The 25,921-nt window shown below is 61.2% G+C and carries 27 protein-coding genes; 10 read left to right on the top strand and 17 right to left on the bottom strand.

All coding sequences use genetic code 11. From position 1 onward, the window contains the following. Window positions 1–145 precede the first annotated feature (145 nt). Entirely contained in the window at window positions 146–577 is a 432-nt protein-coding gene (locus AC515T_RS00705; protein ID WP_496531052.1) for an OsmC family protein, read from the top strand. A gap of 152 nt (window positions 578–729) precedes the next feature. After that, on the top strand, window positions 730–963 hold the full coding sequence (locus tag AC515T_RS00700; RefSeq protein WP_496531051.1) for a DUF1161 domain-containing protein: 234 nt from the start codon (window positions 730–732) through the stop codon (window positions 961–963). 6 nt (window positions 964–969) lie between these two features. On the opposite strand, the gene AC515T_RS00695 is transcribed toward AC515T_RS00700, so the two are convergent. Both AC515T_RS00695 and AC515T_RS00690 read right to left on the bottom strand, forming a co-directional pair. Continuing rightward, a complete protein-coding gene (locus tag AC515T_RS00695) occupies window positions 970–1,395 on the bottom strand; it encodes a PA0061/PA0062 family lipoprotein (protein WP_496531050.1) in 426 nt (141 codons plus the stop codon). A gap of 41 nt (window positions 1,396–1,436) precedes the next feature. Beyond that, window positions 1,437–1,850: a PA0061/PA0062 family lipoprotein gene (locus AC515T_RS00690; protein ID WP_496531049.1), complete on the bottom strand. Its 414-nt coding sequence runs from the start codon at window positions 1,848–1,850 to the stop codon at window positions 1,437–1,439. Window positions 1,851–1,907: 57 nt separating this feature from the next. Here AC515T_RS00690 and AC515T_RS00685 point away from each other — a divergent pair, with 57 nt between their 5' ends. Beyond that, entirely contained in the window at window positions 1,908–2,999 is a 1,092-nt protein-coding gene (locus tag AC515T_RS00685; RefSeq protein WP_496531048.1) for an aminopeptidase, read from the top strand. Between the two features lie 283 nt (window positions 3,000–3,282). Here AC515T_RS00685 and AC515T_RS00680 read toward each other — a convergent pair whose 3' ends face one another. From AC515T_RS00680 to AC515T_RS00670, 3 genes are all read right to left on the bottom strand, one after another. Beyond that, window positions 3,283–3,558: an HU family DNA-binding protein gene (locus tag AC515T_RS00680; RefSeq protein WP_003213368.1), complete on the bottom strand. Its 276-nt coding sequence runs from the start codon at window positions 3,556–3,558 to the stop codon at window positions 3,283–3,285. A 191-nt stretch (window positions 3,559–3,749) separates the two neighbouring features. Continuing rightward, window positions 3,750–4,898 (bottom strand): NAD(P)/FAD-dependent oxidoreductase, encoded by a 1,149-nt coding sequence (locus AC515T_RS00675; protein ID WP_496531047.1) that lies wholly within the window; start codon window positions 4,896–4,898, stop codon window positions 3,750–3,752. A 24-nt stretch (window positions 4,899–4,922) separates the two neighbouring features. Further along, on the bottom strand, window positions 4,923–5,090 hold the full coding sequence (locus AC515T_RS00670) for a rubredoxin (protein ID WP_003177199.1): 168 nt from the start codon (window positions 5,088–5,090) through the stop codon (window positions 4,923–4,925). Between the two features lie 176 nt (window positions 5,091–5,266). Here AC515T_RS00670 and AC515T_RS00665 point away from each other — a divergent pair, with 176 nt between their 5' ends. Together AC515T_RS00665 and ubiA are read left to right on the top strand one after the other, a co-directional pair. After that, window positions 5,267–5,830, top strand: a complete 564-nt coding sequence (locus AC515T_RS00665) for a chorismate--pyruvate lyase family protein (RefSeq protein WP_496531046.1) — start codon at window positions 5,267–5,269, stop codon at window positions 5,828–5,830. Continuing rightward, a complete protein-coding gene (gene ubiA / locus AC515T_RS00660) occupies window positions 5,830–6,720 on the top strand; it encodes a 4-hydroxybenzoate octaprenyltransferase (protein ID WP_305469052.1) in 891 nt (296 codons plus the stop codon). Before AC515T_RS00665 ends, ubiA begins: the two co-directional genes overlap by 1 nt. Window positions 6,721–6,898: 178 nt before the next feature. Here the strand turns inward: ubiA and AC515T_RS00655 are convergent, their stop codons facing one another. Continuing rightward, on the bottom strand, window positions 6,899–7,282 hold the full coding sequence (locus AC515T_RS00655) for a COG4315 family predicted lipoprotein (protein ID WP_496531045.1): 384 nt from the start codon (window positions 7,280–7,282) through the stop codon (window positions 6,899–6,901). A 152-nt stretch (window positions 7,283–7,434) separates the two neighbouring features. Between AC515T_RS00655 and phoB the strand changes: the two genes are divergently transcribed. From phoB to AC515T_RS00640, 3 genes are all read left to right on the top strand, one after another. Further along, entirely contained in the window at window positions 7,435–8,124 is a 690-nt protein-coding gene (gene phoB, locus AC515T_RS00650; RefSeq protein WP_003177195.1) for a phosphate regulon transcriptional regulator PhoB, read from the top strand. A gap of 80 nt (window positions 8,125–8,204) precedes the next feature. After that, a complete protein-coding gene (phoR, locus tag AC515T_RS00645) occupies window positions 8,205–9,491 on the top strand; it encodes a phosphate regulon sensor histidine kinase PhoR (protein ID WP_496533206.1) in 1,287 nt (428 codons plus the stop codon). Between the two features lie 113 nt (window positions 9,492–9,604). Next, window positions 9,605–10,945: a hemolysin family protein gene (locus tag AC515T_RS00640; protein WP_030138217.1), complete on the top strand. Its 1,341-nt coding sequence runs from the start codon at window positions 9,605–9,607 to the stop codon at window positions 10,943–10,945. A 167-nt stretch (window positions 10,946–11,112) separates the two neighbouring features. Here AC515T_RS00640 and AC515T_RS00635 read toward each other — a convergent pair whose 3' ends face one another. The 8 genes from AC515T_RS00635 to AC515T_RS00600 form a co-directional block, all read right to left on the bottom strand. Continuing rightward, on the bottom strand, window positions 11,113–12,009 hold the full coding sequence (locus AC515T_RS00635) for a peptidoglycan DD-metalloendopeptidase family protein (RefSeq protein WP_496531044.1): 897 nt from the start codon (window positions 12,007–12,009) through the stop codon (window positions 11,113–11,115). A 223-nt stretch (window positions 12,010–12,232) separates the two neighbouring features. Then, a complete protein-coding gene (locus AC515T_RS00630; protein ID WP_496531043.1) occupies window positions 12,233–13,186 on the bottom strand; it encodes a response regulator in 954 nt (317 codons plus the stop codon). A gap of 170 nt (window positions 13,187–13,356) precedes the next feature. After that, window positions 13,357–14,118, bottom strand: a complete 762-nt coding sequence (phoU, locus tag AC515T_RS00625) for a phosphate signaling complex protein PhoU (RefSeq protein ID WP_060739809.1) — start codon at window positions 14,116–14,118, stop codon at window positions 13,357–13,359. Window positions 14,119–14,215: 97 nt separating this feature from the next. Continuing rightward, on the bottom strand, window positions 14,216–15,049 hold the full coding sequence (pstB, locus tag AC515T_RS00620; protein WP_122567789.1) for a phosphate ABC transporter ATP-binding protein PstB: 834 nt from the start codon (window positions 15,047–15,049) through the stop codon (window positions 14,216–14,218). Window positions 15,050–15,215: 166 nt separating this feature from the next. Beyond that, on the bottom strand, window positions 15,216–16,886 hold the full coding sequence (pstA, locus tag AC515T_RS00615; RefSeq protein ID WP_496531042.1) for a phosphate ABC transporter permease PstA: 1,671 nt from the start codon (window positions 16,884–16,886) through the stop codon (window positions 15,216–15,218). Between the two features lie 15 nt (window positions 16,887–16,901). After that, complete coding sequence (locus tag AC515T_RS00610; protein WP_496531041.1) at window positions 16,902–19,187, bottom strand: ABC transporter permease subunit; 2,286 nt, start codon at window positions 19,185–19,187, stop codon at window positions 16,902–16,904. A 218-nt stretch (window positions 19,188–19,405) separates the two neighbouring features. After that, window positions 19,406–20,401: a phosphate ABC transporter substrate-binding protein PstS gene (locus AC515T_RS00605; protein WP_496531040.1), complete on the bottom strand. Its 996-nt coding sequence runs from the start codon at window positions 20,399–20,401 to the stop codon at window positions 19,406–19,408. A gap of 282 nt (window positions 20,402–20,683) precedes the next feature. Then, the gene (locus AC515T_RS00600) at window positions 20,684–21,982 is read right to left on the bottom strand and encodes an MFS transporter (protein ID WP_496531039.1); all 1,299 of its coding nucleotides are present in this window, start codon (window positions 21,980–21,982) and stop codon (window positions 20,684–20,686) included. 376 nt (window positions 21,983–22,358) lie between these two features. Between AC515T_RS00600 and AC515T_RS00595 the strand changes: the two genes are divergently transcribed. Both AC515T_RS00595 and AC515T_RS00590 read left to right on the top strand, forming a co-directional pair. Next, window positions 22,359–22,763 (top strand): acyl-CoA thioesterase, encoded by a 405-nt coding sequence (locus tag AC515T_RS00595; protein ID WP_003177184.1) that lies wholly within the window; start codon window positions 22,359–22,361, stop codon window positions 22,761–22,763. Between the two features lie 57 nt (window positions 22,764–22,820). Beyond that, complete coding sequence (locus AC515T_RS00590; protein ID WP_496531038.1) at window positions 22,821–23,720, top strand: D-hexose-6-phosphate mutarotase; 900 nt, start codon at window positions 22,821–22,823, stop codon at window positions 23,718–23,720. 136 nt (window positions 23,721–23,856) lie between these two features. On the opposite strand, the gene AC515T_RS00585 is transcribed toward AC515T_RS00590, so the two are convergent. The 3 genes from AC515T_RS00585 to AC515T_RS00575 all read right to left on the bottom strand — a co-directional run bounded on the left by AC515T_RS00585 (window position 23,857) and on the right by AC515T_RS00575 (window position 25,916). Further along, window positions 23,857–24,393: a DUF3299 domain-containing protein gene (locus AC515T_RS00585; RefSeq protein WP_013691991.1), complete on the bottom strand. Its 537-nt coding sequence runs from the start codon at window positions 24,391–24,393 to the stop codon at window positions 23,857–23,859. 89 nt (window positions 24,394–24,482) lie between these two features. Next, window positions 24,483–24,728 (bottom strand): GlsB/YeaQ/YmgE family stress response membrane protein, encoded by a 246-nt coding sequence (locus tag AC515T_RS00580; RefSeq protein WP_003196372.1) that lies wholly within the window; start codon window positions 24,726–24,728, stop codon window positions 24,483–24,485. Window positions 24,729–24,830: 102 nt separating this feature from the next. Then, on the bottom strand, window positions 24,831–25,916 hold the full coding sequence (locus tag AC515T_RS00575; RefSeq protein ID WP_496531037.1) for a 5-(carboxyamino)imidazole ribonucleotide synthase: 1,086 nt from the start codon (window positions 25,914–25,916) through the stop codon (window positions 24,831–24,833). Window positions 25,917–25,921 lie beyond the last annotated feature (5 nt).

Here is a 25,921-nt window from a genome sequence, read left to right as displayed (position 1 = left end):
CCGAGTTTCAATAGCAGAAACGAATTTTCCTACTAAATCGGTCGGCTAATCGACAGGATGAACTTTATCGGGCGGTCTATCCTCACAACCCTGACAACGAAAAACACCAGGCGCGAACCTCGCGCCGGATATTGAGGAGGCAGACATGGCTATCATCAAGAAAGCATCGGCTCATTGGGAAGGTGACCTGAAAACCGGCATCGGCTCCATCTCCACGGAAACCGGTGTGTTGCGCGAAGCGCCCTATGGCTTCAAGGCGCGATTCGAAGGCGGCAAGGGCACCAACCCGGAAGAATTGATCGGCGCGGCCCATGCCGGCTGCTTTTCCATGGCCTTTTCGATGATCCTCGGCGATGCCGGGTTGAAGGCCGACAGCATCGACACCAATGCTGAAGTGACTCTGGACCAGGTCGAGGGCGGTTTTGCGATCACAGCGGTCAAGCTGGTGCTCAAGGCAAAAATCCCCGGTGCCACCCAGGCTCAATTCGAGGAGCTGAGCAATAAGGCCAAGGAAGGGTGCCCGGTTTCCAAGGTACTGAATGCCGAGATCACATTGGACGCAACACTGGTGAACTGACCCGCTGAAGGCGGTCGCAGCCTTTGCAGGCACTGTGGAGACTGCGACCTTTCTGGAGACGGGTGATCTGTTTACCTTGATGCAATTGTGGTCGAATGCATGCCCGCAGTCTCAGCGCACAGGCAGTGCGTGCTGCAATGAGGAATTCGAGCATGAAACGATTTGCCCTGGCAGTCATCGGTTGCGCATTGGCCTCGTCGGCCCTCGCGGCCCCCAAACCCTGCGAAGAACTCAAGGCCGAAATCGAAGCCAAGATCCAGGCACAGGGCGTGTCGTCCTACACGCTGGAAATCGTCACGAATGACGAAGTCCACGATCAGAATATGGTGGTGGGCACTTGCGAAAACGGCACGAAAAAAATCATCTATCAGAAGAACGACCGCTAAGACGCGCTATGGCATGCAGCGGGCTTGTCGATCTTCGGCAACGATCTCTCGCTTGGCGTCATAGAGCCGGGCGCTTGGGGTGAATGCCAGGTTACGCGCCTCCAGGCGATAGCGCTGGCCGGCCTCGAAATGATCGTATCGCACGGTCAGGTAGCACAGTCGTTCTTGCGGCTCGCTCATCAAACCCAGCCCCCCGCCACCCAACACCTCGAAGTCGAAGCGAACTTCCAATTCATGGCTGCCCGGCGAAACCTGGAAGAAGCGCCCGTCTCGCAGTCGCTGGCCATCCAGTTTTTCAGCCATCAGTACCTTGCCACCAGGTGTAGGCGTCGCGAAATCGACCCAGGCCATGTTCGGATCGACCGATGGCAACGGGGTCGCTGTACAACCGCCCATGGCAACGAAGGCCAGTAACAGCATATGAAGGCGCATGGTGAGTTTCCTGAATAACCAGGTCTTGAGCATAACGCCGATCAACTTTGCTGGCAGCCCGCCGGCGTACCTTGTCCCACTACCTTGCGCTGCTGGTCGTAAAGCTTGGCCCACGGTCGAAAACCAATGTTGCCGGCCTGCAGCTGGTAACGTTGGCCGGCATTGAAATCCTTGAATTTCAGATTCAACCGGCAATCGCGCCACAGCGGCTCGGCATCCGGGCCGATGTTGCCGGGTTCGACGGCAAACTGATAACGCACCGTCAGTTCATGGCTACCGGGTTGCACTTCGAAATAACGCCGATCGACGGACATCTTGTCATCGACTTCCAGCGCTTGTAGCGCGGTGTCCTGCTGGTTTCCCAGGTCGATCCACGCTTGGGAGGGATCAGGGTCAGGCAAGCCGGCACAACCGGTGAGCAACAACAGGCCACTCGTCAGCATCAACACGCGCATAGCGAAGCTCCAGGCAAGCGAGATAGTCTTGGGGCAGACTTCCCAGGGTGATTCCAATTGATCAGGCCGCGTTCAAGCCATCGGTTACTCGACCGTGTTTTCCAGATTTTGTTTCCAGGCCTCCTGCTTTTGTTACTGAACGGTTGCACTAGCGCCGGTTATTACAGCCAGCTTGTAGGCGGGCAGCTGCGGCTGTTGCAGGCCCGAGAGCCTATCGACCAAGTCATCGCCGACCCCGCTCGCGATCCCCAACTCAAGGCGCATCTGGCCCAGGCGCGCGAGGCTCGGGCGTTTGCCAGTGATCACCTGCATTTACCGGACAATCAAAGCTATCGCCTGTATGCGGACATTGGCCGTCCATTCGTAGTCTGGAATGTCTTTGCCACGCCAGAATTTTCCCTGACGCCGCACAATCATTGTTTTCCCATTGCCGGTTGCGTGGCTTATCGCGGTTATTACAGTCAGGGCGCCGCCCGTGGCGAGGCCGCGTTGCAGCGCTTGCAGGGCATGGACGTGGCGATTGGTGGTGTAGAGGCCTATTCGACGCTGGGCTGGTTCAACGATCCGATCCTGAGTTCGATGATGCATTGGGGAGACGAACGCCTGGCGACGCTGATCTTTCATGAACTGGCACACCAGCGGTTTTACGTAAAGGACGACACCGAATTCAATGAGTCCTTCGCCACCTTCGTCGAACAGGAAGGCACCCGGCAATGGCGCGCCAACCGTGGGCTGGGGCCGGATAACAGCAAGCGAGGGCACCAGCGCGACCAATTCATCCAACTGATCCTCGACACCCGTCGGCGCCTGGAGCAGCTCTATACCCAACCCCTGCCGGCCGAACAGATGCGCCAACGCAAGGCTGCGGAATTCGAGCGCCTGCGTGCCGACTATGTGCGAATACGCGACACCCAGTGGGCAGGCGACAAATACTACGATGCCTGGGTCTACGCGCCACTGAACAATGCGCGATTATTACCGTTCGGGCTGTATAGCCAGTGGGTGCCGGCCTTTGCGGCGCTGTTCAAGCAGGAGGGTGGTGATTGGGTTGCGTTTTATGCAGCGGTGGAAAAGCTGGGCAAATTACCAATCGAAGCCCGCAAGGCGGCCTTGAAGGTGTTGGCAGAGCCGAAGACCTCTGCTGACTAGGCGGACGTCATCGCGAGCAAGCTCGCTCCCACATTGGGCATCTCCAATCCTGTGGCGAGGGAGCTTGCTCCCGCTCGGCTGCGCAGCAGTCGTCGCTTTTCAGAGCCGCTTCGCGCCCCAGCGGGAGCAAGCTCCCTCGACACGGATAATGGGCATCCAAGCCATCGCTGTCTCACCAAGCCTGGCCACAGCCAGCAACCCCGCAATAAAAAGGGCATACCGATTCATCGGTATGCCCTTTTTATTGCGGTTTGCTTCCCCCTGACCGAGGTACTCGAAGCAATTACGGGTTGACGCTGTCTTTCAAGGACTTGCCTGGTTTGAAGGCAACGGTGTTGCTGGCCTTGATCTTCACCGGTTCACCGGTCTGTGGGTTCTTGCCAGTGCGGGCGCCGCGGTGGCGTTGCAGGAAAGTGCCGAAGCCCACCAGGGTAACGCTGTCCTTGCGGTGCAGGGCACCGGTGATTTCTTCGAGGACGGCGTTGAGGACGCGGTTGGCTTGTTCTTTGGTGAGGTCTGCTTTTTCCGCGATAGCGGCGGCGAGTTCTGGTTTACGCATGAATGAAGCCCCTTTGACGGTTTTTTTGTTGTTATGTCCGTGCTGTTCTCTTTGGAACAGCCCCTAAGGCGCCGCAGGCTCTACTCTGCGGCAGACGGAAGTGAGGATGGCACGGTGCCGAAAACCGCGCCAGTGTCCGGGCCACCTTTGTGGGACCAAAAGTAGGGTTTTTGCGACAGAACGACCGGTATTTACGCCAGCAGGGCTGGAAGCTCCTTGTTCAGCGCCAGTTTCTCCATCACCGCCGTACCTGTCAGGGCGTAACCCAACAGGTTGCCTTGCGCGTCGCGGCACAGCGCCTTGATGTCCGCCCCCTGCCCTTCGACGCTCCACACGCCCTCGCAGCCTCGCGGTGGCGGCGACACCACCAGGGGGCACACCGGGGTTTTGACGGTAATCGGCATGGCGCCATAGCTGACAGCAGTCGGGTTGCCGGCCAGGGTTTGAGCCAGGGCCCGGGCGCAGCTCATCAGCGGCATCACATACAGCAGGTTCAGGCCGTCGACCTCGGCGCAGTCACCCAGGGCGTAGATGTTGGCGTGGGAGGTTTTCAGGTGACGGTCGACCACAACGCCGCGGTTGACCACCAGGCCGGCCGCGGCTGCCAGGTCGATGCGCGGACGCAGGCCGATGGCCGAGACCACCAAGTCGCAGGCGATCACCTGGCCGTCAGACAGGTGCGCCTCCAGCCCGTCGGCGACCTTCTGCAAGCGGTTGAGCACGGGGCCCAGGTGGAAGCGCGCACCGAGGCTTTCCAGCCCGGCCTGGACCGCTGCCGCAGCGGCCGGGTGCAACAGCGTCGGCATGACTTGCTCGCACGGCGCCACCAGTTCTACTTCATAGCCACCCAGGCTCAGGTCGTTGGCGAATTCGCAGCCAATCAGGCCGGCACCCAGCAACAACACCCGGCGCTTGCTGGCCGCCGCGGCCCTGAAGCGTGCGTAGTCTTCCAGGTCGTTGATGGGAAAAATCAGGTCCGCCGCATCGCCCTGTACCGGCACGCGCACGGTTTCGGCGCCCCAGGCCAGAACCAGATCGCGGTAGTTCACCGCCTCTTCGCCGATCCACAGCCGTTTGTGGCCCGGATCGATACCGCTGATGCGGGTGTGGGTGCGCACTTCGGCCTTGAGTTGCTCGGCCATGGCCCCCGGTTCGGCCATGCTCAGGCCGTCGGCGTCTTTGTTCTTGCCAAAGCCGGTGGAGAGCATCGGCTTGGAATACGAGCGACCGTCGTCCGCGGTGATCAGCAGCAACGGGGTTTCGCTGTCGAGCTTGCGAAACTCCCGGGCCAGGTTATAACCGGCCAGGCCCGTACCGACGATGACGACAGGTGCGCTCATGTTGCTCTCCCTTCGATGAAACGATCAGTTGATTTCGATCATTTCGAAATCCATTTTGCCGACGCCGCAATCCGGGCACAGCCAGTCTGCCGGTACGTCTTCCCAGCGAGTGCCAGGCGCGATGCCATCGTCAGGCCAGCCGTCCGCTTCGTTGTAGATCAGGCCGCAGACGATACATTGCCACTTCTTCATTCCAATACTTCCTCAAGATGTCAGGCCTTGGCCGGTATTTTCCGGCTCAGGGCCGTTTTGTACTGATCGGTTGCCACAGATGCAAGCACGATCAGCAGGGCAGCCGGCCGGGCCAATCAAAACCAGTGACCGGCATGGTAAGCTCGCGACCTCCTTTGCTGCCATTCAAGACCTCTGTGCCGCATACAAATTCGATATTTCCTACACTCCAATGGCTGCCCCAGCACCTGCTGTCGCCCCGCCCCGATGCGGCTGTACTCGACTGGCTGTTCGACGAAGGCTCCCTGACCCGGCGCCTCACGCGCCTGTCGGACGGGCATTTCAGCGTGACGCCGTTGTTCGAAGGCTGGCAGCCCTTGCGCGCCGACGAATGTGCCGCCCTGGACCTGGCAGAGGGCAGCGAGGGCTGGGTACGCGAAGTGTATCTGCGCGGCCGCGACCAGCCTTGGGTGTTCGCCCGCAGCGTGGCGGCGCGCAGCGCCTTGCAGGGTGACGGGTTGCAGATGGACGAACTGGGCAGCCGCTCCCTGGGTGAATTGCTGTTTTGCGATCAGGCGTTCCAGCGCCGGGCCATCGAGGTTTGCCATTACCCCGAGGCCGGGTTGCCGGAAGACGTCCGCGCCAGCGGGCTGTGGGGTCGCCGCTCACGTTTCGATCGCGGTGCGTTGAGCGTGCTGGTGGCGGAAATCTTCCTGCCACGCTTGTGGACCGTCGCCCGCGCCTATTCGGAGAGTTTCTGATGTACGTGCAACTGCTCAAATCCTTGAATCGCCTGAACCCAAGGGCGTGGGACTTCGTGCAATTGACCCGCATGGACAAGCCCATCGGCATTTACCTGCTGCTGTGGCCGACGTTGTGGGCGTTGTGGATTGCCGGTGAAGGCTCGCCGTCCGTCGCCAACGTGGTGATTTTCGTCCTCGGCGTGGTGCTGACCCGCGCCGGCGGCTGCGTGATCAATGATTGGGCCGACCGCAAGGTGGACGGCCACGTCAAACGCACCGAACAGCGCCCGCTGGTGAGCGGCAAGATCAGTTCGAAAGAGGCGCTGGTGTTCTTCGCCGTGCTGATGAGCGTGAGCTTCCTGCTGGTGCTGTGCACCAACGCCCCGACCATCCTGTTGTCCCTCGGTGGCCTGGCGCTGGCGTTCAGCTACCCGTTCATGAAGCGCTATACCTACTACCCGCAAGTGGTGCTGGGGGCGGCGTTCTCCTGGGGCATGCCAATGGCGTTCACCGCCGAAACCGGCCATCTGCCGGCGGCCGCCTGGTTGCTGTACATCGCCAACCTGCTGTGGACGGTGGGCTACGACACCTATTACGCAATGACCGACCGGGACGATGACCTGCGCATCGGTGTGAAATCCACGGCGATCCTGTTTGGCGATGCCGACCGGGCGATCATCCTGACGCTGCAAGGCCTGGCCTTGGGCTGCCTGCTGTTGGCCGGGTCGAAATTCCAGTTGGGCGGCTGGTTCCACCTGGGGCTGGTGGCCGCTGCCGCGTGCTTCGCCTGGGAGTTCTGGTACACCCGTGGCAGGGACCGGATGCGCTGCTTCCAGGCGTTCCTGCACAACCACTGGGCTGGCTTGGCGATTTTCGTGGGGATTGTGCTGGATTACGCGTTGCGCTGAGGCCGCTGACCCAGCGGTAATCCTTGGGTCATGAAACCTTTGTGGAACCTTGAGTCACGAAAGCCTTTGTGGCGAGGGAGCTTGCTCCCGCTGGGCTGCGAAGCGGCCCCAAAATCTTGCGGTCGCTGCGCAACCGAGCGGGAGCAAGCTCCCTCGCCACAGAAGCGTTTCGGGGCGATCAGTCGGGCTTGGCGACCTTCCAGGCGCCGTCCATTTTGTCTTCCCCTGTCATGTCCCCTGCCTTCTTGTCCATGATGAAGGTATACAGCGGCTTCCCCTTGTAGGCCCACTGCTTCGTACCGTCGTCACGGGTGACCACTGTCCATTCGCCCATGGCCTTGTCGCCGCTTTCAGCCATGAGCGGTGGCCAGTTGGCGGCGCATTTGTCATTGCACATCGACTTGCCGCCCGAGTCTTTGGCAAACGTATACAACGTCATGCCTTTGTGATCGGTCAGCATGCCATTGTTCTCCATCGCCGGTTCAGCCGCGAACGCCAATGCCGGCAACGCCAGGGCAGCCGTTACCGCCAGTGCCTGGATGGATTGGGTGAAATAATTCATGGAAACCTTCTTTTGTGGTTGTCAGGATTCGGACTGAAAAGCGTAGCCCAGGATCCCCTTCGCTGCCGGATTACGAAATATCTGTCACACGACTGCAATAATTCCGTTATCTAATGCGGCGCAAGACAGTTAAATGACAAGAGGATTACCCCATGGTTGGCAGGAGCATTCTGATCGTCGACGACGAGGCACCCATCCGCGAGATGATCGCCGTTGCGTTGGAGATGGCCGGCTATGACTGCATGGAAGCAGAAAACTCTCAACAGGCCCATGCCATCATCGTCGACCGCAAACCCGACCTGATCCTGCTGGACTGGATGCTGCCCGGCACGTCAGGCATCGAACTGGCACGACGCCTCAAGCGCGATGAGCTGACCGGTGATATTCCGATCATCATGCTCACCGCCAAGGGCGAAGAGGACAACAAGATCCAGGGCCTGGAAGTCGGCGCCGACGACTACATCACCAAGCCGTTCTCCCCACGGGAGCTGGTGGCGCGCCTGAAAGCCGTGCTGCGACGCGCCGGGCCGACCGATGGTGAAGCGCCGATTGAAGTCGGTGGCCTGCTGCTCGACCCGATCAGCCACCGCGTGACCATCGACGGCAAACCCGCCGAGATGGGCCCGACCGAATACCGCCTGCTGCAATTCTTCATGACTCACCAGGAACGTGCCTACACCCGTGGCCAGCTGTTGGACCAGGTCTGGGGTGGCAACGTCTACGTCGAGGAACGCACCGTGGACGTGCACATCCGGCGCCTGCGCAAGGCTCTCGGCGACGCTTATGAAAATCTGGTACAAACCGTGCGCGGCACCGGTTATCGTTTTTCGACAAAGGCCTGATCCGAGCCCTTACCGCCCGACAAGCTGACAAGGACGCGCGTCACGTGAATCAAAACTGGCATGGCACCCTGATTCGCCACATGTTGTTGCTGGTGACCGGTTGTTTGCTGATCGGCCTGATCAGCGGTTATTACGGCTGGAGCCTGGCGGCGGGGCTGGGGCTTTACCTGGCCTGGACACTCAAGCAACTGCTGCGCCTGCATGAATGGCTGCGCCTGCACCAACCCGACGAAGCCCCGCCCGACGGCTATGGCCTGTGGGGTGAGGTGTTCGACAGCATCTACCACCTGCAACGGCGCGACCAGCGTGTTCGCGGACGCCTGCAGGCGGTGATCGACCGGGTCCAGGAGTCCACCGCCGCGCTGAAAGACGCGGTGATCATGCTCGACAGCGACGGCAACCTGGAGTGGTGGAACCGCGCCGCCGAAACCCTGCTGGGCCTCAAGACGCCCCAGGACAGCGGCCAGCCGGTGACCAACCTGGTGCGCCATCCGCGCTTCAAGGAATATTTCGAGCAAGCCAACTACGCCGAGCCGCTGGAGATTCCTTCGCCCACCAACGATCGGTTGCGCATCCAGCTGTACATCACCCGTTACGGCAACAACGAGCACTTGATGCTGGTGCGCGATGTCACGCGCATCCATCAGCTGGAACAGATGCGCAAGGATTTCATCGCCAACGTGTCCCACGAACTGCGCACGCCATTGACGGTGATCTGCGGTTACCTGGAAACCCTGCTCGACAACGTCGAGGAGGTGAATCCGCGCTGGAGCCGGGCCCTGCAGCAGATGCACCAGCAAAGCGGGCGCATGCAGACCCTGCTCAACGACTTGTTGCTGCTGGCGAAGCTGGAAGCCACCGACTACCCGTCGGACAACCAACCGGTGCACATCGAGGACCTGCTGCAAACCATTGCCGAAGATGCGCAGGAACTGTCCGGCCCCAAACAGCAGACCATTACCCTGGAAGCCGACCCGGCCGTGCAGCTCAAAGGCAGCGAGGCGGAACTGCGCAGTGCGTTTTCCAACCTGGTGTTCAACGCGGTCAAATACACGCCGGAGCAAGGTCGCATCCATGTGCGCTGGTGGGGCGATGAGCAAGGCGCGCACTTGAGCGTGCGCGATTCGGGCATCGGTATCGACAGCAAGCACCTGCCGCGCCTGACCGAGCGCTTCTACCGCGTCGACTCCAGCCGCAACTCCAACACCGGGGGCACCGGGCTGGGCCTGGCCATCGTCAAACACGTCCTGCTGCGTCATCGCGCCCGCATGGAAATCAGCAGCGTACCCGGCCATGGCAGCACCTTTACCTGCCATTTCGCCCCGGCCCAGGTGGTTCGCGCACGCCTCGCCCGCCCCGCTGATTGAGAACGCCCCCTAGGCAATCGCCGAGTCAGCCGCTACATTGACTGACTTGCGCCTGCCTATTCGGGCGCCCATTTCCAATTCCCACGACTATTCGGAACCCGCAAAACCCCATCATGGACCCTTCCCCTGGCTTGTCCCTCGTCACACTCTTCGCCGAATTCGGCATGATTCTTTTTGCTCTGATCCTGGTTTTGCTCAACGGTTTTTTCGTTGCGGCCGAATTCGCCATGGTCAAACTGCGCTCGACCCGGGTCGAAGCCATTGCCGAACAGAACGGCTGGCGCGGGCACATCCTGCGCACCGTCCACAGCCAGCTCGACGCCTACCTGTCGGCGTGCCAGTTGGGCATCACCCTGGCGTCCCTGGGCCTGGGCTGGGTCGGCGAGCCGGCGTTCGCCCACATCCTCGAGCCGTTGCTGGGCGCGGTCGGCGTACAGTCGCCGGAAGTGATCAAGGGCGTGTCGTTCTTCACCGCGTTCTTCATTATTTCGTACCTGCACATCGTGGTCGGTGAACTGGCGCCCAAATCCTGGGCCATCCGCAAACCCGAGCTGCTGTCGCTGTGGACCGCCGTGCCGCTGTACCTGTTCTACTGGGCCATGTACCCGGCGATCTACCTGCTCAACGCCAGCGCCAATGCCATCCTGCGCATCGCCGGCCAAGGCGAGCCCGGGCCCCATCACGAACACCATTACAGCCGCGAAGAACTGAAGCTGATCCTGCACTCCAGCCGTGGCCAGGACCCCAGCGACCAGGGCATGCGCGTGCTGGCCTCGGCCGTGGAAATGGGCGAGCTGGAAGTGGTGGACTGGGCCAACTCCCGGGAAGACCTGGTGACACTGGAATTCAACGCGCCGCTCAAGGAAATCCTGGCGATGTTCCGTCGCCACAAGTTCAGCCGTTATCCGGTGTACGACAGCGAGCGCCAGGAGTTCGTCGGCCTGCTGCACATCAAGGACCTGCTGCTGGAACTGGCGGCCCTCGATCACATTCCCGAGTCGTTCAACCTGGCCGAACTGACCCGGCCACTGGAGCGGGTGTCGCGGCACATGCCGCTGTCGCAGTTGCTGGAGCAGTTCCGCAAGGGCGGCTCGCACTTCGCCGTGGTCGAGGAAGCCGACGGCAACATCATCGGCTACCTGACCATGGAAGACGTGCTGGAAGTGCTGGTGGGCGACATCCAGGACGAGCATCGCAAGGCCGAGCGCGGGATCCTGGCCTACCAGCCGGGCAAGCTGCTGGTACGCGGCGACACGCCATTGTTCAAGGTCGAGCGCCTGCTGGGGATCGACCTGGACCACATCGAAGCCGAAACCCTGGCCGGCCTGGTCTATGAAACCCTCAAGCGCGTGCCGGAAGAGGAAGAAGTGCTGGAAGTCGAAGGCCTGCGGATCATCATCAAGAAGATGAAAGGGCCGAAGATCATCCTGGCGAAGGTGTTGATGCTCGATTGAGTATCAACCCGCTTTCCGGCGAGCCTGTGGCAAAGCTGTGGGAGCAAAGCTTGCTCGCGATACAGGCGACTCGATCTCTGAAAGACCGCGCCGCCTTCGTCGCGGGCAAGCCTTGCTCCCACAGATAAATCCCTCCACCACAAATGCACCTTCATCACGCCTCAGCGTTATTGTTTGCCCAACGCAAAGTTGGGCAAGTCGCCCACCGGCTGATTGAACTGGTAGGGAATCGACACCAGCCCCAACCCGGTATTGCGCTGCACCACGAAATGCAGGTGCGGGCCTGAGCTGTTGCCGGTATTGCCCGACAACGCCAACGGCGTGCCCACCCCGACCCGCTGCCCTTCCCGTACGCTCACCGAGCCTTTCTGCAGGTGCAGGTAGACGCCCATCGTGCCGTCATCGTGCAGCACCCGCACGAAGTTGCCCGCAGGATCGTCCCCGCGGCCGGTCTGCTCGTTTTCAGTCTTGATGACCACGCCCCCCCGCGCCGCGATGATCGGCGTGCCGACAGGCATGGCGATGTCCATGGCGTAGCGGTTCTTCGGGCCGTAATGGCTGTATTGGCCGTTGGCCCCCTGGCTCAACCGGAACGGCCCGCCACGCCACGGCAACGGGTAGCGATAGGCCTGCGCCGCACCGGCCGGGTCGCCCAGGGAATATTCGAACCGAGGGGTATACACCAACGGCCTGCCGGGTCGGGTGGCCGTGAGCAGCGCCAGGCGCAGGTTGCTGCGTGCCGGCAGCACTCGACGAATCGGCCGGCTCGGCGCCCCGCTGACGTTGCGCAGCCCGGCGAAACTCAACTCGATCTCCACCGGCGCGTACAGGTCATTGCGCACGAACACCGCATCCCCGCCCTTCTGCTTCTTGATATCGAGAAACACCTGCCGCTCCAGGCGCTCGACCATGCGGTCGCGGAACACGAACACCTGGGCGCCTTTGCTGGGGCGGTCGCTGTAGGACACCACGCCATTGGCATCGGTGGATTTGTAGATCGTCATGGCCTCGACCGAGGTGGAGGCCAGGACAAGAGCGCAGGCGTACAACAAGGGCGCGAGCATGGGCAAAAGTTCTGTCGAAAAATGAAGGCTTGAACAGCAGCCTAGCAGCTGGGATGGACCAGCGTAGTCGACGGATGTTTCAAAATGGTTGGCAGATAAGGCTGTGCCGAGACTGATGGCCCCATCGCGAGCAAGCTCGCTCCCACATTGGATCTGCTGACCACTGGAGATCAACGGTGGGAGCGAGCTTGCTCGCGATAGCGGGCTGAAGGGCGCCGCCGGATCAGGCGCCCGGTACGAAGTGTTTCTGCGCCGTGCCGCGGGCGATCAGGCGGGAGATGTAGTCGAGTTTCTGCGGGTCTTTGTCGACGAAGCGGAACGTCAGTTGCAGCCATTCGCTGTCGGCGGTCTGCTCATGAGCGACGATGGCGTGCAGGTAGCCGTTCAGACGAGCGGTTTCGGCGTTGTCGCCCTGCTCCATGTCCAGCACGGCGCTTTCGAGCACTTGTGGCAGGGTGTCGGTGCGCTTGACCACCAGCAGCGCTTCCTTGAGGCTCAGGGCCTTGATCACGCATTGCTGGGTGCCGCTGGACAGGCGCAGCTGGCCCTGGCCACGGTTGGCGGCCAGAGCGGAGGCGGCCGGGGCCTTGACGGGCGGGCTGTTGAGCAAGCCACGGGCCGGGGCAGCAGCGGCTGCAGGAGCGGAAGCGGCGGCCGGCTTGGCAAAAGAATTCGCCGCAGGCGCCGAAGCAACAGCCGCAACCGGAGCCTTATTACCCGTCAGGGCACTGAGGGAATCGTTACCGAATGCCGAGTTCATCTTGGTCGGGGCACTGTTCATCAGCGTGTCGAGCTTGCCGACCTTGTGCAGGGCCTGCTTGACCTTGGTCAGCAACTGTTCGTTGGTGAACGGCTTGCTGACGTAGCCGGAAACGCCGGCCTGGATCGCCTGGACCACGTTTTCCTTGTCGCCGCGGCTGGTGACCATGACGAACGGCATACCCTTGAGGTTGTCCTGCTGGCGGCACCAGGTCAGCAGTTCCAGGCCAGACATTTCCGGCATTTCCCAATCGCACAGCACCAGATCGAATGCCTCGCGAGCCAGTAGGGCCTGGGCTTTCTTGCCGTTCACCGCGTCTTCGATACGCACGCCCGGGAAGTAGTTGCGCAGGCACTTCTTCACCAGGTCACGAATGAACGAAGCGTCGTCCACGACCAACACACTGACCTTACTCATCCAGTTACACCTCTAAAAAATCCCGGCAAGCATACCGCTTTTACTGATGGCATATTGCCAAAAAAAACCGTCAGTCACGCCGGGACTTTTCGTTCGCGGGGTGCTGCTTTCGATTAAAAAAAACCCAAAAAAAAGCCCGACCAGAAGGCCGGGCGCTTTTCTTGGCAATCTTACTTATCGTCAGTTTCGCCCGGAACATTAGCGGTTTCGGACGGGGTGCCCTGAACTTCTTCCTTCATCCGCTTGAGCCCCAAATGGCGCACATCGGTGCCGCGCACCAGGTAGATGACTAGTTCCGAGATGTTGCGCGCATGATCGCCGATACGCTCCAGAGAACGCAGCACCCAGATAATGCTCAACACCCGGGAGATGGAGCGCGGGTCTTCCATCATGTAGGTCGCCAGCTCGCGCAGGGCGGTCTTGTATTCGCGGTCAATGATCTTGTCGTACTGAGCCACCGACAACGCCAGGTCGGCGTCGAAGCGGGCGAAGGCGTCCAGTGCGTCACGGACCATGTTGCGCACCTGGTCGCCAATGTGGCGAACCTCGACGTAACCGCGCGGCGCCTCGCCTTCTTCGCACAACTGAATGGCGCGACGGGCGATCTTGGTGGCTTCGTCGCCGATCCGCTCAAGATCGATCACCGACTTGGAAATGCTGATGATCAACCGCAGGTCGGACGCGGCCGGTTGACGACGGGCCAGGATACGCAGGCACTCCTCGTCGATGTTGCGTTCCATCTGGTTGATCTGGTCATCGATTTCGCGCACCTGCTGGGCCAGGCCGGAGTCGGCCTCGATCAGCGCGGTCACCGCGTCGTTGACCTGCTTTTCCACCAGCCCGCCCATGGCCAGCAAGTGACTGCGCACTTCCTCCAGCTCGGCGTTGAACTGTGCGGAAATGTGGTGAGTAAGGCCTTCCTTCGAAATCATCTTGTTCGCTCCGCGAAAGTTGCAAGCTTCAAGCTGCAAGCTTCAAGCAGTTAAATGTTGATCCTGATAGCGCAGTGCGGCTATGCAGTTGCCTCGACTAGCCGTAACGACCGGTGATGTAGTCTTCGGTCTGTTTCTTCGCCGGATTGGTGAACAGCGTATCGGTATCGCCAAATTCCACCAGTTTGCCCATGTACATGAACGCGGTGTAGTCGGAAACCCGCGCCGCCTGTTGCATGTTGTGGGTCACGATGACGATGGTGAACTTGGACTTGAGCTCGTAGATCAGCTCTTCGACTTTCAGGGTCGAGATCGGGTCCAGGGCCGAGCAGGGTTCGTCGAGCAGCAGCACTTCCGGCTCCACGGCGATGGTGCGGGCGATCACCAAGCGTTGCTGCTGGCCGCCGGACAGACCGAGGGCCGACTCATGCAGACGGTCCTTGACCTCGTCCCACAGCGCCGCGCCCTTGAGGGCCCATTCCACGGCTTCGTCGAGGATGCGCTTCTTGTTGATGCCCTGGATGCGCAAGCCGTAGACCACGTTCTCGTAGATGGTTTTCGGGAACGGGTTGGGCTTCTGGAACACCATGCCCACGCGACGACGCAGCTCGGCCACGTCTTCGCCCTTGCGGTAGATGTTGTTGCCGTAGAGGTTGATTTCACCTTCGACGCGGCAGCCGTCCACCAGGTCGTTCATGCGGTTGAAGGTGCGCAGCAACGTTGACTTGCCGCAGCCCGACGGACCGATGAACGCGGTGACACGCTGTTTCGGGATATTCAGGCTGACGTCATACAGCGCCTGTTTCTCGCCGTAGAACAGATTCAGGCCGGGCACTTCGATGGCGACGGTTTCCTGGGCCAGGTCCAAGCTCTGCTTGTCGCGGCCCAGGGCCGACATGTTGATGCCGTGTGTCTGTGTTTCGTGTTGCATGGGAGGCTCCCTGTGCTAACAAATTCGGTTCGTTGGCCGCTGAGCGGCCATGCATGCCATTCGGTGTACTTGTGGGAGCGGGCTTGCTCGCGAAAGCGGTGTGTCAGCTTGCATCTCTGCTGAAGGTGCCGCCGTCTTCGCGAGCAAGCTCGCTCCCACATGAAAATCAGCTATCCAGTGCTTTGTACTTCTCGCGCAGGTGGTTACGGATCCACACCGCCGACAGGTTCAGTATCGCGATCACCAGCACCAGCAGCAGCGCCGTGGCGTACACCAGCGGTCGCGCCGCTTCGACGTTCGGGCTCTGGAAACCGACGTCATAGATATGGAAGCCCAGGTGCATGATCTTCTGGTCCAGGTGCAGGTAAGGGTAGTTGCCGTCCAGCGGCAGCGACGGGGCCAGTTTCACCACGCCCACCAGCATCAACGGCGCCACTTCACCCGCGGCACGGGCCACGGCGAGGATCATCCCGGTCATCATCGCCGGGCTGGCCATGGGCAGGACGATTTTCCACAGGGTCTCGGCCTTGGTCGCGCCGAGGGCCAGGGAGCCTTCGCGCACGGTACGCGGGATTCGCGCCAGGCCTTCTTCAGTGGCCACGATCACCACCGGCACCGCCAGCAGCGCCAGGGTCAGGGACGCCCAGAGCAGGCCCGGGGTGCCGAAGGTCGGTGCCGGCAGGGCTTCGGGGAAGAACAAGCGGTCGACCGAACCACCCAGCACGTAGACGAAGAAGCCCAGGCCGAACACACCATAAACAATGGCTGGAACGCCCGCGAGGTTGTTCACCGCGATGCGAATCAGACGGGTCATCGGGCCCTGGCGGGCGTATTCACGCAGGTAGACCGCCGCCAGCACGCCGAACGGCGTCACGATCATCGCCATGATCAGGGTCATCATCACGGTGCCGAAAATCGCCGGGAAGATGCCGCCCTCGGTGTTGGCTTCACGGGGATCGTCGCTGAGGAACTCCCAGACCTTGCTGAAGTAGAAACCCATCTTGGTGAACGTGCCCATGCCGTTTGGCTGGTAAGCGTGCACCACTTTGCCGATTTCGATCTCCACTTCCTTGCCGTTGGCATCGCGGGCCGTCAGGCTGTCGCGGTTGAACTGCGCATGCAGGTCAGCCAGACGCGCTTCGATGTCCTTGTAGCGGGCGTTGAGTTCGGCGCGCTCGCTTTCCAGGTCGGCCTGGGCCGAAGCGTCGAGCTTACCGTCTAGCTCTAGTTTGCGACCGTGCAGGCGGACACGTTCCAGGCCGGCGTTGATTGCGCCGATGTCGACTTTTTCCAGGGTCTTGAGCTCGGCGGCCAACTGGTTGACGCGCTGTACGCGAGCCTGCAGTTGTGGCCAGGCGGCCTCGCCCTCGGCGATGACCTTGCCACCTTCCTTGACGTTGACCAGGTAACCGTAGAAGTTGCCCCACTCACGACGCTCGATGGCCATCAGTTCCGGTGGGGTGGTCTGGTTGGTCAGCCAATCGCCGACGATCCAGGTGAAGTCAGTGCCGTTCAGGTCTCGGTTGCCGACCTTGATCAGTTCGCGGGTCATGAACTCGGGGCCTTCGTCCGGCACCGGCAGGCCGGCGCTTTTCAGGCGCTCGCGAGGTACTTCTTCTTTCTGCACGACTTCGCCGACCACCAGGTGCGCAGGCATGCCCGGCACGTTGTAGCTGGCATGGATCAGGTCCGCCGGCCAGAAGTGGCCCAGGCCGCGCACAGCGATCACCGCCAGCAGGCCAATGGTCATGATGACCGCGATGGACACCGCGCCACCGCTGATCCAGACGCCAGGGGCGCCGCTCTTGAACCATCCTTTCAGGGAGTTCTGTTTCACAGACTTCTACCTTTCTTAAAGCGACGAATATTTCTTGCGCAGACGCTGACGGATCAGCTCGGCGAGGGTGTTCATGACGAAGGTGAACAACAGCAGCACCAGGGCCGACAGGAACAGCACGCGGTAATGGCTGCCGCCGACTTCCGACTCGGGCATCTCCACCGCCACGTTGGCCGCCAGGGTGCGCAGACCTTCGAACAGGTTCATTTCCATGACCGGCGTGTTACCGGTGGCCATCAGCACGATCATCGTCTCGCCCACCGCACGGCCCATGCCAATTATCAGTGCCGAGAAAATGCCGGGGCTGGCGGTGAGGATCACCACGCGGGTCATGGTCTGCCACGGCGTGGCACCGAGGGCCAGGGAGCCCAGGGTCAGGCCGCGTGGCACGCTGAACACGGCATCTTCGGCGATGGAATAGATGTTCGGGATGACCGCGAAACCCATCGCCAGGCCGACCACCAGGGCGTTGCGCTGGTCGTAGGTGATGCCCAGGTCATGGGAGATCCACATGCGCATGTCGCCGCCGAAGAACCAGGCTTCCATGTACGGGCTCATGTACAGCGAGAGCCAGCCCACGAACAGGATCACCGGGATCAGCAAGGCGCTTTCCCAGCCGTCCGGCACTCTCAGGCGAATGGATTCCGGCAGGCGGCTGAAGGCGAAACCGGCGACCAGGATGCCAATCGGCAACAACATCAGCAGGCTGAAGATGCCCGGCAGGTGCCCTTCGACGTACGGCGCCAGGAACAGGCCGGCGAAGAAGCCGAGGATCACCGTCGGCATCGCTTCCATCAGCTCGATCACCGGCTTGACCTTGCGACGCATGCCCGGGGCCATGAAGTAGGCGGTGTAGATCGCCGCGGCAACCGCCAGCGGCGCGGCCAGCAGCATCGCGTAGAACGCCGCTTTCAAGGTACCGAAAGTCAGCGGCGAGAGGCTCAGCTTGGGTTCGAAGTCGGTGTTGGCGGCGGTCGATTGCCAGACATATTTAGGCTCGTCGTAGTTTTCGTACCAGACCTTGCTCCACAACGCGCTCCACGACACTTCCGGGTGCGGGTTGTCCAGCGTCAACGGTTGCAACTTGCCGCCCTGTTCAACGATCAGCCGGTTGGCCCGTGGCGACATGCCGAACAGGCCTTGGCCGTCGACCACCTGGTCCACCAGCAGGGTGCGGTGGGCGGTGCTGTGGAACACCCCCAGCTTGCCGGCGGCGTCGAGCGCCACGAAACCTTTGCGACGTTCTTCGGCGCTGATCTCGACGATGGGCGCGCTGCCCATCTGGAAGGTACGAATCTGTTTGAAGCGCAATTCGCCGTCTGGATCGCGGGCCATGAACCACTGGGCCAAGCCGCCCGTGGAGTCGCCGACGATCAGCGAGATCCCGCCCACCAACTGGGCGGCAGCGGTGACTTGGGCGTCGCCGTTCTCCAGCAGTTTGTAACGACCGTTGAGGCTCTTGTCCCGCAGGCTGAACACATCGGCCTGGGCACGTCCGTTGACCACATACAGCCATTGCTGGCGCGGGTCGACGAAGATGTTCTTCACCGGCTCGGTCATCTGCGGCAGGTCGATACGCGTCTGCTCGCTGGTGATTTCACCGGTCATCATGTTTTCTTCGCTGGTAAGCGACAACACTTGCAGCTGGGCGCCGCTGGAACCGGCCAGCAGCAGGGTCGAATCCGTGGCGTTGAGGCTGACATGCTCAAGGGCCACGCCCTGTTCGTTCAACGCGATCGGCGCCTCGCCGTAAGGATATTCGATGGCGGGCGAGATGGTTTTCTTGCCGTCCGGGTAGGAGACCTTATACGTGTGACGGAACACCAAGGCCTGACCGTTGGACAGACCAATGGCCACCAACGGGCTACCGGGCTGGTCCTCGCCAATGGCGGTCACGCTGGCACCGGCTGGAATCGGCAGGTCGACGCGGCGCAGTTCGGCACCGCTGTCGAGGTCGTAGAACAGCGCCTGGCCCTTGTCGGAAACCCGCATGGCCACTTGGTTCTGTTCTTCGATAGAGATCATCAGCGGTTTGCCGGCGTCTTGCATCCAGGCCGGGCTGATCGAATCCTTGGCGGTCAGGTCCGCGCCCTGGAACAGGGGCATCACCACGTAGGCCAGGAAGAAGAAAATCAGGGTAATGGCCGCCAGGACGGCGAGGCCGCCGACCAGCACATACCAGCGTGTCAGGCGGTCCTTGAGCGCACGGATTCGGCGCTTGCGTTGCAGCTCAGGCGTATTGAAATCAATGCGCTTGGGAGGGGAAGTCGTAGTCATTGTGGAGTTGGCCAGATCATTCATGCGCACACCCTAGCGATCCTGTATGACAGAAAGATGACAGTGAAGTGACGCAACAAATCCGCCGCCGGTGGAAACCGGCAGCGGACAGAAATTTGGTCTGTGGGAGCGAGCTTGCTCGCGATGAAGTCATCCCATTCAACATCAACGGTGACAGACCTACCGCTATCGCGAGCAAGCTCGCTCCCACAGTAGCCCGGGCGTTGGCCCGGGCTCAGGTATTACTGCTTGGCGACGTTGCCTTCTTGCAGACCCAGGTCAGCCAGTGCCTTGGCGGCCACCTTGGCTGGCAGTGGGATGTAGCCGTCCTTGACTACGACTTCCTGGCCTTGCTTGGACAGGATCAGCTTCACGAACTCGGCTTCCAGCGGGGCCAGAGGCTTGTTCGGCGCTTTGTTGACGTAGACGTAGAGGAAACGCGACAGCGGATACTTGCCGTTCAGGGCGTTTTCTTCGGTGTCTTCGATGAACTCGCCGCCTTCTTTCTTGGCCAGGGCAACGGTTTTCACGCTGGCGGTCTTGTAGCCGATACCCGAATAGCCGACGCCGTTAAGCGAGCTGCTGATCGACTGCACAACCGAAGCCGAACCAGGTTGTTCGTTGACGTTTGGCTTGTAGTCGCCTTTGCACAGGGCTTCTTCCTTGAAGTAGCCGTAGGTGCCAGACACCGAGTTACGACCGAACAGTTGGACCGGCTTGTTGGCCAGGTCGCCGGTCACGCCCAGGTCGCCCCAGGTCTTGACGTCAGCCTTGGCGCCGCACAGGCGAGTCGAGGAGAAAATGGCATCGACCTGAGCCATGGTCAGGTGCTTGATTGGGTTGTCCTTGTGCACGAATACGGCCAGGGCGTCCACGGCCACCGGGATAGCGGTTGGCTTGTAGCCGTATTTGGTTTCGAAGGCCTGCAGTTCGTTGTCCTTCATCTTGCGGCTCATCGGGCCCAGGTTGGCGGTGCCTTCGGTGAGAGCGGGCGGCGCGGTGGAGGAACCGGCGGCTTGAATCTGGATGTTTACGTTCGGGTATTCTTTCTTGTAGTTCTCGGCCCACAAGGTCATCAGGTTGGCCAGGGTATCGGAGCCGACGCTGGAGAGGTTGCCCGACACACCAGTGGTCTTGGTGTAGCTCGGGATCGCAGGGTCAACAGCGGCAACCGCGTTGGCAGTCGCAACGCCAGCAGCGACAAAAGTCATTGCCGCCATCAAACGCTTCAGTTTCATGCCTTACTCCTAGCAGATAGGTGTGTTAAGTCGGCCAAGTATTGGTAAGCCGTGTGAACACTCTATGGCTGAAATATGACAATTGGATGAAAGGCCAGCATTGAGTTTTGCAGGATGATTCCGTGGCGATAGAGCATTTACAGAGAGGACTAATCCGTGGCGAGGGAGCTTGCTCCCGCTTGAGTGCTCAGCACTCACAAGAAAGGGGGGTCGCTGCGCAACCCAGCGGGAGCAAGCTCCCTCGCCACAATGAACACACCCGCCTTAAGTGGGCAGCGCCGCCTAGCGGCCCTTCTTCCAGAGATACCCGCCCACCACAATCCCGATCCCACAGATGGCCGCCACGTAATACGCCGGCCCCATCGAGCTCTCTTTCAACAGCAAGGTCACGATCATCGGCGTCAACCCGCCGAAGATCGCGTAGGCCAGGTTGTAGGAAAACGACAGGCCGCTGAAGCGCACCACGGCCGGGAAGGCATTGACCATGACATAAGGCACCGCGCCGATGGTGCCCACCAGCAAGCCACTCAAGGCATACAGTGGGAACAGCCACTCGGGGTGGTCGAACAGGCAGTGGTAGAAGGTCCAGAACGTGATCATCAGCAAACCGCTGCCGAAGACGAACACCCGGCCGGCACCGAAACGGTCGGCCAGCACACCCGCACCGATGCAACCGAAACTCAGGAACACGATCGCCAGGCTGTTGGCCTGCAACGCGACGGTCGGGCTGAAGTGGTACACCGTCTGCAGCACGGTCGGTGTCATCAGGATGACCACAATGACGCCGGCCGACAGCAGCCAGGTCAGCAGCATGGAAATGGCGATGGCGCCGCGATGATCACGCAGCACGGCCCGCAGCGGCACTTCCTCGGCCAGGGCCTTGCGCAGTTGCAGTTCGGCGAATACCGGGGTTTCGTGCAGCCAGCGCCGCAGGTACACCGAAAACAGGCCAAACACACCGCCCATCAGGAATGGGATCCGCCAGGCGTAATCCGCCACTTCCACCGGCGTATAAATACTGTTGATGGCCGTGGCGACCAGCGAACCCAACAGAATCCCCGCCGTCAGGCCGCAGGTCAGGGTGCCGCAGGCATAGGCCATGTGGCGTGCCGGAACGTGTTCGGAAACGAATACCCAAGCGCCCGGCACTTCCCCGCCGATGGCCGCGCCTTGAATCACCCGCATCAACAACAGCAGGATGGGCGCCCACATGCCGATCTGCGCATAGGTAGGCAGCAGGCCCATGATCAGGGTCGGCACAGCCATCATGAAAATGCTCAGGGTGAACATTTTCTTGCGTCCCAGCAGGTCGCCGAAGTGGGCCATGATGATCCCGCCCAGGGGCCGGGCCAGGTAACCGGCGGCAAAAATGCCGAACGTCTGCATCAGGCGCAGCCACTCGGGCATTTCGGCGGGAAAGAACAATTTGCCGACCACGGTGGCAAAGAACACGAAAATGATGAAATCGTAGAACTCCAGCGCACCGCCCAAGGCTGAAAGCGACAGGGTCTTGTAATCGTTGCGGGTCAATGGACGTGCCGGTTGTGCGGGCGTCGCCGTGCTCGAAGGCGCAGTGGTCATGGCAAGGGCTTCTCTTATAGTCGGTTCTGCAACCCTGGCGACACGGGTTGGGGCCTGGGCAGGTCCGGCACGATAGCAAATTGTTCGAAAAAGCACATAGAGGCGCGTATTTGACAGTCGAAATCAGAACCGAGTGGTCGTCTCGACGTCTATCGCCCGATATACTCGCAACCTTGCAGTACTCTGTAAGGGGTTGCTGTGCGAAAACGTCGTTGGGGGCGTAGTACCAGAACCAGCCGGTTTCGCAGAGTTTCCCTTTGGCACGCCTTTACGAAAAACGTGACGAACGCAGTATGTTCGGGCTGAATCGTTTTTTTCAAAGACGGCTATTCACCTGAAGCACCAGACAGCGTTACGGGTCAGAGGCCCCCTCGGCATGATAGAGCTCGAACAAGAAGATCCAATCCCGCAAGGCGACCTGGCCCTGCAAATCACCGCGCTCCCTCGCGAGACCAACGGCTTCGGCGATATTTTCGGCGGCTGGCTGGTGTCCCAGATGGACCTGGCCGGCACCGCCATGGCCAGCAAAGTGGCCGGCGGACGCGTGGCCACCGTGGCGATCGATCGCATGGCATTCCTGGTGCCGGTGGCGGTGGGTGCACAGTTGTCGTTCTATACCCAGGCGCTGGAAATCGGCCGCAGCTCGATCCAGATGATGGTCGAGGTCTGGAGCGACGACCCGCTGTCCAGTGAATGGCGCAAGGTGACCGAGGCGGTCTTTGTCTTCGTCGCCATCGACGGCAGCGGTCGTACCCGCTCGGTTCCGCCACGCGCCCGTTAAACACGGCGGCCGTTTTGCGGTCCATTGCAGTCCCTGTTCCCGAGCGAGATTTGCAACATGCCTACGCCCAACGTCGAAGCGGTCAAACTGGATGAACTGAACGCCTGGCGCATCCGTCACGGTCAGGCCGAGTTGCTGGTAGCCCAGCAGGGCGCGCACATCCTCAGTTATCAAGTGGACGGCCAGCCGCCACTGATCTGGCTCAACGACCAGGCCACGTTCAAGGCCGGTAAAAGCATTCGCGCAGGCGTGCCGGTGTGCTGGCCGTGGTTCGGCAACCTGACGCGCAACCCCGACAGCGTGCAGGCCATGCGCGTGAGCAACGACCCGGCCACCGCCCACGGCCTGGTGCGGGCGATGGATTGGGAATTGAAGGGCATCGAAGCCGAAGGCGAAAGTCTCAAGGTGGAGTTCGTGCTGCCCTATCCTGAAAACGGCCTCTCGGGCTGGCCTCACCGGGTTGACCTGACGCTGGCCATCGTGATGGACGAGCAACTGCACATCCGCCTCACCAGCCATAACCGTGGCAGCGAAACCGTCAGCCTCAGTCAGGCGCTGCACAGCTATTTTGCCGTGAGCGACGTGCGCAACGTGCAGGTCGAAGGGGTGGATGGCTTGAGCTACATCGAGACCCTGGACGACTGGAACACCCACACCCAGGCCGGCAACCTGCACTTTGCCGGCGAGACCGACCGTATCTACCTCGACACCCCGCCGACGCTGAGCATCCTTGACCCGCACTGGGAACGACGGATCGAACTGACCAGCAGCGGTTCGCGCTCGGCGGTGATCTGGAACCCCTGGACCGAACGCGCCAAGGCCTTCAGCGACATGGCCGACGATGGCTGGCAGCGCATGCTGTGCATCGAGACGGCGAATGTGATGGACGACGTGGTGACGCTGTTACCACAGGCCAGCCATACCCTGGGCGTGAGCATTGGCAGCAAGCCGCTCTAAGGCACACTGAAAATCCCCTTGTGGGAGCGGGCTTGCTCGCGAAGGCGGTGTATCAGTTGATACTCATTTGACTGACACGCCGCCTTCGCGAGCAAGCCCGCTCCCACATTTGGATCTACGCCATATCTGCGGCCTGTTACAAATCCGCCTCCTGCACCACCCTAACCTTCTCCGCCTCCAGCGCATACGCCGCACTCGCCAGGTCGTTGTCGACCTTTTCGATCTTCAGCGTGCCCGTCACCCAGAGCGGCGTGTAGATGTCGTCCAGCTTCAGGCCCTTGGGATAGCGCACCAGCACCAATTGGTTAGGCGGCGGTGGCGGGACGTGGATGCAGGCGCCAGGGTAGGGCACCAGGAAGAACAGCGTGCTGCGGCCCTTGGCGTCGGTTTCCAGCGGCACCGGATAACCGCCAATGCGGATGTGCTTGTCGTTCATCGCCGCCACGGTCTTGGTCGAATACATCACCGCCGGCAAGCCCTTGCTTTGCTTCAGGCCGCCTTTTTCAGTGAAGGTGCCGTTGGCTTCCGGGGAGTTGTGGTCGATCTCGGGCATGGCCTCGAGGGCTTTCTGGTCCGACTTGGGCATCAGTTCGAGCCAGTCGGTTTCCGGCAGCTCGGCAGCATGGGCCAGGCCACTGCCCAGCAGAAGAAGGGTCAACACTAGACGGCGCATGAAAGGGCTCGGCAATGAACGGGAAGTGCAACGCCGGGCATTCTAGCCCCCTCTGCGCGCCACGCAGAGAGGGCTTTGTCGCATTTGAATCAGTTTCTTTTGATCAGGCCGTAGATCACCAGCAATACCACTGCGCCGACCAGGGCACCGATGAAGCCAGCGCCTTGACCGGCCTGGTAAATGCCCAGGGCCTGGCCGCCGTAAGTGGCTGCCAACGAACCGCCGATACCGAGCAGGATGGTCATGATCCAGCCCATGCTGTCATCGCCCGGTTTCAGGAAGCGCGCCAGCAGGCCAACGATCAAGCCGATAAAAATGGTTCCGATGATTCCCATGGCATTCCCCTCTGGTTAAGTCAGTAAGCCAAAGCCCGGTCAGGCTTTGGCACTTAGCCATGAGAGAGATTAGCCGACGAATGGTTCCACCGCCGTCCCAGATTATTGTTCGGCGATCAGCGTCTCGACCTTGATGATCTGCTGGGCCAGCGTGGCCCGGTCAGCGCAGCGCAGGTTGGCGTGACCGACCTTGCGCCCGACCTTGAACGCCTTGCCATAGTGATGCAAATGGCAGTCGGCGATCGCCAGGACCTTGTCACTGTCCGGCACCTTGCCGATGAAATTGAGCATCGCGCTCTCACCGACCTTGGCGGTCGAACCCAGCGGCAGCCCGGCCACCGCCCGCAGGTGGTTTTCGAACTGGCTGCACTCGGCGCCTTCGGTAGTCCAGTGCCCGGAGTTGTGAACCCGCGGTGCGATTTCGTTGGCCTTGAGGCCGCCGTCCACTTCAAAGAACTCGAACGCCATCACGCCGACATAGTCGAGTTGCTTGAGCACCCGGCTGGAGTAGTCCTCGGCCAGGGCCTGCAACGGATGATCGGTGCTGGCGACGGACAGCTTGAGAATGCCGTCCTTGTGAGTGTTGTGCACCAGCGGATAGAAGCGGATCTCACCGTCGCGGGCACGTACGGCGATCAACGAGACTTCTCCGGTGAACGGCACGAAACCTTCCAGCAGGCAGGCCACGCTGCCGAGCTCGGCGAACGTACCGGCCACGTCTTCAGGCTTGCGCAGGACTTTCTGGCCCTTGCCGTCGTAACCCAGGGTGCGGGTCTTGAGCACGGCGGGCAGGCCGATGGCGGCGACCGCGGCGTCCAGGTCGGCCTGGGACTGAATGTCGGCGAAGGCCGGCGTAGGAATGCCCAGATCCTTGAACATGTTCTTTTCGAACCAGCGGTCACGGGCGATCCGCAAGGCTTCGGCGCTCGGGTAGACCGGGACGAACTGGGACAGGAAGGCCACGGTTTCGGCCGGGACGCTTTCGAATTCGAAGGTCACCAGGTCGACTTCATCGGCCAATTGGCGCAGGTGATCCTGATCGCCATAGTCGGCCCGCAGGTGTTCACCCAGCGCCGCGGCACAGGCGTCCGGCGCCGGGTCCAGGAAAGCGAAGTTCATCCCCAGCGGCGTACCTGCCAGGGCCAACATGCGACCCAACTGGCCGCCACCGATTACACCGATCTTCATTCGTC

This window comes from Pseudomonas sp. FSO-7 (genome assembly GCF_059579345.1).
This window is presented reverse-complemented; position numbering and strand designations above follow the sequence as displayed.